8 protein-coding genes are annotated in these 11,475 nt (G+C 39.7%); 2 read left to right on the top strand and 6 right to left on the bottom strand.

Translation table 11 applies throughout. The annotated features are described in order from the left end of the window. On the bottom strand, positions 1-1,123 hold a 1,123-nt coding region (locus PN450_RS06220; protein WP_271835754.1), incomplete at its 3' end, for an RNA-guided endonuclease InsQ/TnpB family protein. 579 nt (positions 1,124-1,702) lie between these two features. Then, on the bottom strand, positions 1,703-2,551 hold the full coding sequence (gene pheA / locus PN450_RS06215; RefSeq protein ID WP_271835752.1) for a prephenate dehydratase: 849 nt from the start codon (positions 2,549-2,551) through the stop codon (positions 1,703-1,705). A 110-nt stretch (positions 2,552-2,661) separates the two neighbouring features. Here pheA and PN450_RS06210 point away from each other — a divergent pair, with 110 nt between their 5' ends. Beyond that, positions 2,662-3,261 carry a DUF1997 domain-containing protein gene (locus PN450_RS06210; protein WP_271835751.1) on the top strand — a complete coding sequence of 200 codons (600 nt, stop codon included), beginning with the start codon at positions 2,662-2,664 and terminating at the stop codon, positions 3,259-3,261. A gap of 13 nt (positions 3,262-3,274) precedes the next feature. On the opposite strand, the gene PN450_RS06205 is transcribed toward PN450_RS06210, so the two are convergent. The 3 genes from PN450_RS06205 to PN450_RS06195 form a co-directional block, all read right to left on the bottom strand. Continuing rightward, positions 3,275-3,919 carry a ribonuclease HII gene (locus PN450_RS06205; RefSeq protein WP_271835750.1) on the bottom strand — a complete coding sequence of 215 codons (645 nt, stop codon included), beginning with the start codon at positions 3,917-3,919 and terminating at the stop codon, positions 3,275-3,277. Positions 3,920-4,175: 256 nt separating this feature from the next. Continuing rightward, the gene (gene rne, locus PN450_RS06200) at positions 4,176-6,311 is read right to left on the bottom strand and encodes a ribonuclease E (protein WP_271835749.1); all 2,136 of its coding nucleotides are present in this window, start codon (positions 6,309-6,311) and stop codon (positions 4,176-4,178) included. 1,074 nt (positions 6,312-7,385) lie between these two features. Beyond that, positions 7,386-10,013, bottom strand: coding sequence for a TIGR03960 family B12-binding radical SAM protein (locus PN450_RS06195; protein ID WP_271835748.1), 2,628 nt, complete (start codon positions 10,011-10,013; stop codon positions 7,386-7,388). Between the two features lie 632 nt (positions 10,014-10,645). Between PN450_RS06195 and PN450_RS06190 the strand changes: the two genes are divergently transcribed. Then, complete coding sequence (locus PN450_RS06190; protein WP_015078743.1) at positions 10,646-10,843, top strand: hypothetical protein; 198 nt, start codon at positions 10,646-10,648, stop codon at positions 10,841-10,843. A 75-nt stretch (positions 10,844-10,918) separates the two neighbouring features. On the opposite strand, the gene PN450_RS06185 is transcribed toward PN450_RS06190, so the two are convergent. Further along, a complete protein-coding gene (locus PN450_RS06185; protein ID WP_271835747.1) occupies positions 10,919-11,275 on the bottom strand; it encodes a hypothetical protein in 357 nt (118 codons plus the stop codon). Positions 11,276-11,475 lie beyond the last annotated feature (200 nt).

Below are 11,475 nucleotides of genomic sequence, written 5' to 3'. Positions count from 1 at the left end.
GGTCTAAAGTTTTCTTCTCTTGATTTCCACATTGAGGACAAGTTTGAGATGGTTTTACCTTCTTTGTAGGAACTTCTACAAATAAGCCACCAATGTCTGATAACTTAGCTTTTAAGGCATCCTTTATCATCCCCATACCCACATCAAGAATTGATTTATTTAGACCAGCTTTTTGCTTTTTACGTTTACCCCTTTTAGCTTTGGCACTCATGTTTTTGACTTCTAGTTTTTCAGTAACTACCGTGCTATTACTGCTGATTATTCGTGTAGTTTCTTGGTGAACAAAGTTCTGTCTTTGGTTAGCAACTTTTCTATTCAACTTACTAACCAACTTAGTCGTTTTTTTCCACCTTCTAGAAGCCTTAATTTTCCTTTTGACCCTTCGGCTTCGCTCAGGGTCAACAGTGAGCGAAGCCGAACTGTTGAAGTTAGGAGCGCGTTTTCTGCGTTTAGCTTTTCCTAATTGTTTATTTCTTTGTTCTGCCTTTCTGAAAAAACGAGGTGCCTGAACTAAACCATTTTCTGACCCATTTGTCCAAGCAATTGCATCGTTACAACCTAAATCAATTGCAATAATTCCGTCATCAGTTTTCCGGCTATTATGAAGTAAAACATCATCAATTTCTAGAACAATTGAGGCATACCATTTACCGTTGCGGTTGAGGATATCTAAGGCTTTAGGATGTCCCCAAAGTCTAGCTTGACCACGCATCTGGATTTGACCGATTTTTGATAATTCTAAATAGCCGTTATCACCTGTGCTATGTACTTTCCATCCAGTGAATGATGGATAAGTCCAACCTGAATAATGACGAATTGACTTGAATCTAGGATACTTTGCTAGTCCCTTGAAAAACCTTTGAAAAGCAAAATCAACCCGTTTTAAGGTAGCTTGTAATGCTTGAGAATTTATGGCTTTATACTCTATCCAAACTTCTTTAAAATCCGGTAAACAGTTCTGTTGTTCAAAGTAAGAAACAGATTTACCAAACTTTTTATATGAAGTAATACGGTTCGATATAGCTGCGTTATATAAGTCTTTATGCAGTTGGCGGTGGTAGGACAACATTTCACTGACTTGTTTATTTGGATATAGTCGGAAAGTTGATCTCCGTAATGCCATCATCAATCACCTCCTTGGTTTTTATAGTATACTGCTATTATCTAATTTCGGCACTGATGACAGTCAATAAAGACTTATGGTTGCTAAATTCGCTAACTTTGTAGAGAAATACATTGATAATTTGGCATAAATAAAATATAGTTGTCAACAACTCAACTGTCTGAATAATTTCTTTCAACTGTGTTGAAAATTAATTATCCAGACGTTTCGTTTTTGACTTGCTTACATCCCCACCCTATGAGTACATCGAGGGTGGGGAATTACGCAAAACTGTTAAAAAGTAATGTAATGGATATTTGCAGAAGATTCTATATATTTTTACACTATTACAGGAGTCAGAAAGAAGGAGTTCAGGAGGAAGAAGGAAGGAGTTCAGGAGGAAGAAGGAAGGAGGAAGAAGAATAGTTTTCACCAATCCCCAATCCCCAAGCCCCAATCCCCAGTCTCCAATTATAAACTAAGTAAGTCGGCACGATAAAATCAATATACATTTTTTTCGTAAAAACCCTTAAATAACCTATCTATAAGGTATTTGTCGAATTTACATTTCGTTACATATGTTGATTGTTTAACGCCAACTTACTTAATGGGTAACACGCTATAACTACCAAAGATTTTCAAGATTTCTGTATAATTTTGTAACTCTCTTAAAGCAGATTTCATCATCTGTGCATTCACATCTGCTTCAATATCCAAATAAAATAAATATTCGCCCAAAGAGCGTTTTGTAGGACGCGATTCAATCCGACTGAGATTAATACCCAAACGAGCAAATACCGCCAATGCTTTCATTAATGCGCCCGGTATATTAGCTGGTACACTGAATGCTAAGGATGTATGAGTACAATCAATGGGATGATTTTCCTCCGTGCTAACCACCCAAAACCGAGTACAGTTTTCTGGGTAATCATTAATACCCTTAGCTAAAATAGGTAAATTATACAATTGCGCCGCTCGACTAGAAGAAATTGCCGCTGTAGTTACTTCCTGTTCTAATCTCTGTAATGCTTCAGTAGTAGAATTACTAGGAATTAAATTGACATTTGGTAAAAAACGTGATAACCATCCTTGGCATTGAGCTAACGCTTGGGGATGAGAATAGACAGTTTTAATAGTATCTAAGTTAGTTGCATAGGAAATTAATGTATGTTGAATTGGTAAAACTAACGCTAACTGAATTTTTAAATTATCCAATTGCCATAAGCTATCCAGTGTCATGTTGACACTACCTTCAATAGAATTTTCCACAGGGACAACAGCTATTTCTGTTTTTTTATCTGCTATAGCTTGTAGTGATTGAGCTATGCTAGGATAAGGATATAAATTAGCGATAATGCCCTGATGGGTTTTTAACCAGTTGAGATAAAAAAAAGCTGCTTGTTCGGTATAAGTTCCCTGTGGACCTAAATGAGCGATTTTCAGATTCATGCTTTTAAATTTGGCGAATTTAATTAATAATGAAATGAAAGTTTGATTTTTTAGCAATTTAAATTGTTAAAAAATATTACAATAAAAAAAACAAATGGTTTAATTTGCTCATGGTTACTAAGTTTATTGCCTCTCAATCGGTGGAAATTTCCGTTCCTAAGCAATCTATTCCTATTCAACACTACTTGCGTCAACCTCAACGTTTGGTCAATGCCTTAGCTGATAAGACAAGAATTCAACAACTTTCTGACGAAGTTTTTCGGTTAAAAATGCGTCCTCTGTCTTTTATGTCACTGAGTATTCAGCCAACCGTAGATATGAGAGTTTGGGCAGATGCCAGCGGTACAATTTATTTGCGATCGCTCGGTTGTGAAATACTGGGTTTTGAGTATATTAACGAAAGGTTTGCGCTGAATTTAAAAGGCTATTTATCACCAGTTCAACTCAATGGTGAAACTCACTTGCAAGGGAAAGCTGATTTGGAAGTTTTAGTAGACATACCACAACCATTTTCCTTTACACCCAAATCAATTTTAGAAACTACAGGGAATGGATTACTCAAAAGTGTGCTACTGACAATTAAGCAAAGATTGTTACATCACCTCTTAGCAGATTATCGGCATTGGGTAATCTCGCAAACTCAAAATAACGAGATTGATCATAACATTCCTGATAGCGGTAGAGTGACCAAGCCATATTACCAACTTTGAATTTTGAGTAGTTTTAAGATGGAATTTGGCAAGGACGAAAAGAACGCCGATGTAAAGGTGAAAGTCCGTATTTTTGAAGCGCCAGTAAATGACGCGGACTTCCGTAACCTTTATTCCGTTCTAGATCATATAAAGGGTATTTTAATGCTAACCGTTGCACCAAATCATCACGCCAAACCTTAGCCATAATACTAGCTGCGGCAATATTAAGCGATAGTTCATCACCCTTAACAATTGTTTCTTGTGGTATTGGCAAATTCTTCACCAACTGATTACCATCAATCAAACACAGTTCAGGCTTTACCTTCAACTTCAAAACAGCCCGCTTCATAGCTAATAGAGTTGCCTGTAAAATATTCAACTCATCTATTTCCGCAGTTGTAGCATAACCAATTTTCCAGTCTAACGCCAGGGTATTAATTTTTTCAGCTAGTTTAGTTCTGCGAGAGCTAGACAACTTTTTACTATCCTTAATGTTATCTACCATCAGGATTGATAAAGCCTCTACTGGTAATATAACTGCCGCTGCCACCACAGGACCAAATAAAGCCCCTCTTCCTACCTCGTCCACACCCCCAACTGCACCCTGCATATTTGAGTAGCTAGAAAACTCTAACCAACTCGAATTATCCCAGAGTGCAGGTTTAATTTCTCCCATTGTCTAAACTGTGATTTGTGTGATTTGTTTGATTCAGATGATTAGTCGTAACTATGATTTATGTAATTGATTTAAGTAAGTAAGTAGACGAAAATAAATCAAAGTAGATTAAGTAATGTAAAAAATCTGGAGATGATTTCGTAGTAAGGGCTTCAGACCTCAAATGAGGAATAAGTTCCTCACTACAAACTTTGAATTATTCAAGCCGTTCTACTTACTTACTTAATTAATTAATCAATCACATAAATCATGAAAATCATAGTCCGAAACCATCTGGATCTAAGGCTGATGAACGACGACGACGACGACGATTAGGAGTAGATCCATTATTAGTTTCAGCTTCTATTTCAATCTCTGTTTCTATTTCAGTTTTTCCTTCAGTTTCAGTTGCTTTTACTTGGGGAACTATTGTCAATTCTGGGAATATTGCTAATGGTGGGAAAGATGATTCTTCTTCTAGCTCAAAAGTTGGTTTCGGTATTTTAATGGTGACAACTTCAGGAATTGTCTTTTCCATTACAATTGGTTCGGGGATAAATTCAGTTTCTTCAATAGGTGATTGTCCTGGTTGGACAACATTAATAATCACCGATCTTGGATTTTTTCCCTCCCGATCTAACTTGAGTAAAGGAGAAATTCCCATTTCAGCAAATGTATCTTGTTCCTTTGCTGACATTTCCACATTAATAATCTCTGGTGGTTCTACCTTAATCGGTTCTAGTTTGACTTTTGCCCGTTCTGGCCTTTCTGTCCAACCGGATTTATTAATAGTAGGTGGAGCGATTTCTGGGATTGGTAATTCAGGTTCTTCTAAGTCTAAATCTGCATGATTGACAAAAGCTAAAGGATTGGTAGGTAAGCGGGATTCATCTTTATCATTAGCGCCATTCACACCAATACGACTACGACGAGTCCGGGTCCGGCGCTTATCATTTAGTTCTTGGTAACTAGGATGATTGATCAAATGGAGAGAGCTAAATTCTGGTTCAGTTTCAAAACCATCTCCAAAACCATCATAGGTATCGCGGGGTGTGGCTTGAGCTACGCTACCGATATCAGGAATGCGGGTAGGTGCAGGTGTCCGAGATTCCCTTTGTGGCATCGGTACAAACCGCTCTGGGATGTCCGCAGCCGGAATGGGTAAGCGGTTTTCCATTTCTCCCGGTAATCTGACGGTATGTCCTAAACCGCCGCAAGTAGGACAAGTTTCGCCAAATAATTCATAAATGTTTTGGCCTTGACGTTTACGAGTGAGTTCAACCAAACCTAGTTCAGTCAGTTGAGCAATTTGGGGACGAGCTTTATCAGCTTTTAGAGCTTTGTTAAAGTGTTCTAAAACTTGCATTTGATCACGTCGAGATTCCATGTCAATGAAATCAACCACAATCACCCCAGCAATGTTCCGCAACCGTAACTGACGAGCAATTTCCGCCGCAGCTTCGCAGTTTGTCCACAGCACTGTTTCTCTAGCAGTTGCGGAACGAGTAAAAGAACCGGAGTTAACATCTATGACGGTTAAGGCTTCTGTCGGTTGGATGATGACATAACCACCTGATGGTAAGTCTACTCTCGGTCTGAGGGCTTCGCGGACAGCCGCATTGATCCGGAAATATTCTAAGATAGGAGAGCGATCGCGGTGATGATCAATTAGCAATCCTTGGGGTGTTTGTCCACCACTCCAGTTTTGTAGATACTGCTTCACCCGTTTTAAGCCCGTGCTGGAATCAACAACAATGCGATTCACATCACCACCATACATATCCCTGAGAACGCGCTGAATAAAGTCATCATCACGATTCAGTAGAGCTGGGGCACGAGAGGTTACTGCTTCTTGTTGCACAAGTTCCCACTGCTTTTGCAGCACTTCTAAATCTTCAATAATTGCTTCTTCTGGCTTGCCTTCTGCTTCTGTGCGTACCAGCAGCCCCATTCCGGCTGGTTTTACTAGAATTGCCAAAGCTCTCAGGCGATTACGTTCACTTTCGCTCTTAATCCGTCTCGATAAATTTACTCCCCGTCCGTAGGGCATCAACACGACATAACGACCAGGTAAGGTGATGTTACCTGTCAGTCTGGGGCCTTTTGATCCCGTTGGTTCTTTCATCACCTGCACTAAGGTTTTTTGCTGTGGTGTCAACAGTTCTGTAATCGCTGCTGCACTACGTTTTAGCCTTAATGGACCTAAATCAGTGACGTGAATAAAACCGTTGCGTTCTGGGTCGCCGATATTGACAAAAGCCGCATCTATCCCAGGTAAGACATTTTCTACTACACCTAAATAGATATCACCAATTTGGTGATGACCAGTAGCTACAACGAGTTCTTGTATTTGATCTTCCGAAAATACAGCAGCGATTTGATACTGCTCCGCGATGATAATTTGTTTTGGCATTCAATTTCCTCAAAAATTGGCAGCACCGCTGGGAATTACAAGGAAGTTCTCTGTTATCCCGCTTGTCCTGACGGTCGCTGCTACAAGACGCTACTAGTAATAAAAATTCGCAATTTGAGTAACTCTGCAAAGTTATGAAGAGCTAACTAATGATACCTTGGATGCGTTTATACGCCGGATTATTCCTGAATAGCTGCATATATTTTACAGACTTCAATCAACCGCCTTTGGCCAATTTTCCATACTATACGCTGCTATTTAAACTTTGGATATCCGTAGATATCTATTTCAAAGTTAACGCTTCATCAAGTAAAGTTGACTATATCTAAATAGCACACACTTTGTGTAAAACCTCCGCGTTTAGACACGGTTTTTTTTGGGTTTACCATCTGCTGACGGAGGGAAATCTGCCTTTAGCACTGGATTCACTATCCGTGTTTTTACTAGAAAGTCTAGCTGGGTGCAGATAACTCACTGAGTCATCTTTACAAGAATTTTGGCAGGGTTTTAATCTCTGTCAATACTTACGTGGTATTTTTTACAATTAAACACACTTGCATTTGCAGCAATTGCATAAAAGCCCGCAATCAAAGCAAGTCTTATTTAAGAGATAGAATGTATCAGTGAATGGAGAAGTTGACGAAAGCTATTGTTAGTGATTGATTCACAAGGTAGCCATAGAGAGAGTGGTTTGTAATCAGCAGCGGAATTTGTCTGGGATACAATCTTAGAAGTTACACTCTTATATTTTTGCCTTCGCTCCCGTGATGATCACAGGTAGTGAATCAATTGACATACCCACCGAACTGAAGGTGCGGGGAAACACTTGACACTTCGCCAGAACACGCCACAAGTGGTCTTATCGTCCCTCCATGTCCGTTTAAAGTCTCCCAATGCCCTATGGCGACTATGACCAAATTTTAACATAAAGCCGTCCTGGAAGGACGAGGCTTGTGTCCCGTCTTTTCGGTCATTCAAGGCAGCACCAGAAAATTTCTCTTGATTATCATTCTAACGCAACCTTGCGAAAAATCAATTCCCACAATGTCCTAATTTTTGGCAACTACTAGCAAGTTATCCAATAACTAGACGCTTGCGGTGGATATGCAAGAGGTGAAATTCTCCATTCGCCACTGTTTCCAGCATAGACAATATTTGCTCAGGACGCAAGATCACACCGTCGGGACGACAGACACCCAAATAACGCAATACTGCTGTTGAGTCTGATTCTCGGTTGGATGCTGAAATTAATTCTATCTCCCACAGGCGATCACGCAGATTTATTAATTGCTGCTTACCGGATTTAGTTGTATGTGCCGATAAAATCTCCTCTTGATTTTTAATAGTTTCAATCCAACCTTGCCATTGTGCCGGTTGTACCTCGCTTTGGGGTATAGACACTGTTAGTAAATACTCGGCTGCTTCTAGAGATTGGGTAGCAGAGGGAGACTTGATATCTACTTCTACCACATTATATATAGGGATGTCAGTAGGTAGCTGCTTAACCAATTGGGCATGAAAAGTTTCAATATCAATGGCTTGGGTCAACTCAAAATCAACAATTTCCCCTTCACTGGTAGCACCTAAAGTCAAAGCACTGGCTAGACAAATCCTCGGACCAGGATGAAAACCACCTGTGAATGTAATTGGTAAACTGGCACGGCGCATAACTCGATCAAATAGACGCATTAAATCCAAGTGACTGACCAAAGCCATATCCCCTTGTTTACCAAAGCATACTCGCAATCGTTGAGCTTTGGTGGTGTTGGGAACAAAATCACCGATAAAGCTGGGAATGGGTGGTGCAGCCACAACCACATTATGACCGAAATCAGTGCCACAGACTCCACAATGAGAACAACCTTCAAAAGAGCAGTCAGGGACAATTGCGGCTTCTAGAGCGCGTTGGAGGTCTTCTTGTAGCCACTTTTTATCAATGCCAGTATCAATATGATCCCAAGGTAAGGGAGTATCCAAAGGTGATAGCGAAGCGCTGCTGCAAGCAGTTCGGGTTTCTGGTTCTTTGTTGTCAGCAGCAAACAGATTCCATTCGCCATTTTTAACTTGACGGTATTTCCAGTCTAGACCGGCTTCGGTAATGGCTGTTTCCCAAGCTGTAAATGCTGCATCTACATTATCATACCAAGAATCCATACCTGCACCCAGTTCCCAAGCGCTACGTAACACTTTCCCCAGAGTGCGATCGCCTCTACCAATAAAGTCTTCCATGGCGGAGATGCGAAAATCCGTGAAATTTACTTTCACATTCTTCATTTTGCGAAACTCTTGTCGCAGGAGATTTTGCTTTCTCGCAAATTCCGTTGTGGAGACTGAATGCCATTGAAAGGGAGTATGGGGTTTGGGGGTAAAATTAGAAATGGTCAAGGTAAAGTTTAACGATCTTCGGCCTTTTTCCCAACATTCCTGTTTTAACCAGTTGACCGTTTCTACAATACCGATCACATCGGCATCTGTTTCACCGGGTAAACCAATCATAAAATACAACTTGATTTTATCCCAACCTTGTGACCAAGCTGTTTTTACACCCCTCAATAATTCTTCATTTGTCAAACCCTTATTAACAATATCCCGCATTCTTTGTGTACCCGCTTCCGGGGCAAAGGTCAACCCACCTTGGCGCGTACCTCCCAGGATATTAGCAATATTCTCATCAAATCTATCTACTCTTTGACTAGGTAAGGTTAAGGAAATATTGTCATTTTTTAAGCGATTTTTAATTTCCATCCCCACCGCTGGTAGGGCTAAATAATCAGAACAACTTAAAGACAACAGGGAAAACTCATTGTAACCAGTTTCCCGCATTCCCTTTTCTATAGCTTCTACTACTTTTTCCGGTTCGACATCCCTCGCTGGTCTAGTTAGCATTCCTGGTTGACAGAAGCGACAACCGCGAGTACAACCGCGACGAATTTCAATGGTGAGGCGATCATGGACTGTTTCTACATAAGGTACTAAGCCAATAGAATAGGCAGGAATGGGCGTAGCTACTCTTCTCAGGACTCTTTTGGGGACATCTGGACGCAGGGGATATACAGCCCCACCAATACCCATTTCATAGAACTGCGGCACATAGACACCAGGGATTTGTGCCAAGTCTAATAATAGTTCTTCTCGATTCCAGCCTGTTTTTTTCCCTTCTTCTAAAACCAAGCCTATTTCGGGAAGTAGTTCTTCACCATCTCCCAAAACGATGAAATCAAAGAAATCTGTATAAGGTTCGGGGTTAGATGTTGCTGTTTGTCCACCGGCAAAAATTAGCGGGTAATTTCCCTGTAACCGTTCTTCTCTAGTGACGGGAATTCCGGCTAAATCTAACATTTCTAAGATGTTAGTTGCGCCTAATTCGTAACTGAGACTAAAGCCTAAAATATCAAAGTCCGTTAACCACCGTTTAGATTCCACTGCAAACAGGGGTGTCTGCGTAGTGCGGAGTTTGGCGGCTAAATCTGCTCCTGGTAGATAAGCGCGATCGCATAATTGACGAGGTTGGGCATTCAAAATATTGTATAAGATGATATGCCCTAAATTTGATGCTCCTACCTCATACACTTCTGGATAGGTCAAAACCCAACGAATTGTTGCCGTATCCCAAGGCTTATGGACTGCTAAACGCTCATTACCCAGGTAACGAGCAGGTTTTAAAATATCCGATGTTATTAATTGTTCAACTAAAACAGCCACTTGCTATCTTCTAGCTACCATAAATTACAGCTAACCACTCTGATACTAGCATTAATTAGAGATTTTAACTTGAGTTCAATAATTTTATCTTGCAAATTTGGTGCTGCATGAATTATGTTTCGCGCAAAGGCGCAAAGAAGCAAAGGCGCAAAGTTTTAGGAATTATATTTAAATTATCATATAAGCTTTTATAAGTTTAAATTTGCATTTGGTTTGAAGATAACTTTTTTTCCTCGCTTGGCTACAAGTTGGAAGTCTCTTTACTCAATCTTTATAGGTTGAGTGGGTTTATTTAAAGATTGTCATAAGTCAATGGTAAAGTGTACTTATATATACATTTTTTTTTAGCGAGTTAAAAAACAATCTACTTATGCCTTCTGAATGCAGATTAATCATCTGTCGCTATAGCAATACTATTGCTGAAGCTAGGAATGGAGGTGGTTTCAGTAAAATTTCTCTGTAGTTGTCAGCCCTGATTTTTACCTTTGTCGCTGATAAAAACAGAGTTACCGAATAACTGGTCTTGATTATTTAGTAGTGATCTAAATCACAGGGTCGAGAGGTATAAATCACCTTTTATACCGAACATTGTCTGAGATAATGACTAGTAACTGCAATTTGGTTTATTTGTTATGAAAACTCGATACGTGATTCGTCAGTTGGTAGAAAAAGCCCTGCATATCCGCAAATTAACGCCAGAAATCGAAAATGAGATTAACTCAGAATTAACAAAGCTAGGTCATATCTCTGATGTTGACTATGAAGCTTTAGAATTACTAATGGCAGAGATGGATGCTGGTAGAGTACAGTTAGTTCCTACCTGGGGATAATACTCGTACTGTAAGGTATTGAGGATGCGTATTAACATCCTATGTTGCTAGTATTACCTATGCAATTAAGTCTCTTTATGTTTCTTGTCCTTGTTGATATGCTTGCCACAGTTGATGAATAAATAAATTAAATTGTTGTTTAGCTCCTAAATCAGGCTCAAATTTGAGTTCTTTGGGAAAAAGTTGCCCCAAAAAAGCAATAACTTCTGTATCTAGAGCCGGTCTAAATAAATCTAATGGCCATAACAAATCAGATACATTTTGTAAATCCATCACAAGTGGTAATTCTTGGGTAGAGTTCACAAGCAGTAAAGGACGCACCCAGCACAATTGACGGGAAACCACGATTTCAATAACTTCTGCATAAAGATTTTGATGACTATAATCCAAGGACACAATTTGTCCTGGTTGAAATTTTGAGCTGATATCCATAACTATCTAGAGTAGGAACTATGTTGCCGTTTCCTTGATTTTAATAATTTCTGTTGCTATTAAGCTTCCCCGGTCTGAAGACGCGGGGATTTCTGAAGAGTCCATAAAAGAACTTTCGTAGGCTGACTTAAACAACCTCTACCTACTCCAATTAAGTCAAACTTAAATATCGCAGCTACTTTTCTGATTATGTTGACCGC

Origin of the sequence: Dolichospermum lemmermannii CS-548 (assembly GCF_028330815.1) — a bacterium.
Taxonomy (GTDB): Bacteria; Cyanobacteriota; Cyanobacteriia; order Cyanobacteriales; family Nostocaceae; genus Dolichospermum; species Dolichospermum lemmermannii.
Note: the sequence above shows the minus strand (reverse complement) of the source record. Positions and strands in the feature narration are given on the sequence as shown.

Coding starts and splice junctions, on each gene's coding strand:
- pheA (WP_271835752.1), bottom strand. CDS start 2,551: ATGAATCTGAAAATCGCTCATTTAGGTCCACAGGGAACTTATACCGAA.
- PN450_RS06210 (WP_271835751.1), top strand. CDS start 2,662: ATGGTTACTAAGTTTATTGCCTCTCAATCGGTGGAAATTTCCGTTCCT.
- PN450_RS06205 (WP_271835750.1), bottom strand. CDS start 3,919: ATGGGAGAAATTAAACCTGCACTCTGGGATAATTCGAGTTGGTTAGAG.
- rne (WP_271835749.1), bottom strand. CDS start 6,311: ATGCCAAAACAAATTATCATCGCGGAGCAGTATCAAATCGCTGCTGTA.
- PN450_RS06190 (WP_015078743.1), top strand. CDS start 10,646: ATGAAAACTCGATACGTGATTCGTCAGTTGGTAGAAAAAGCCCTGCAT.
- PN450_RS06185 (WP_271835747.1), bottom strand. CDS start 11,275: ATGGATATCAGCTCAAAATTTCAACCAGGACAAATTGTGTCCTTGGAT.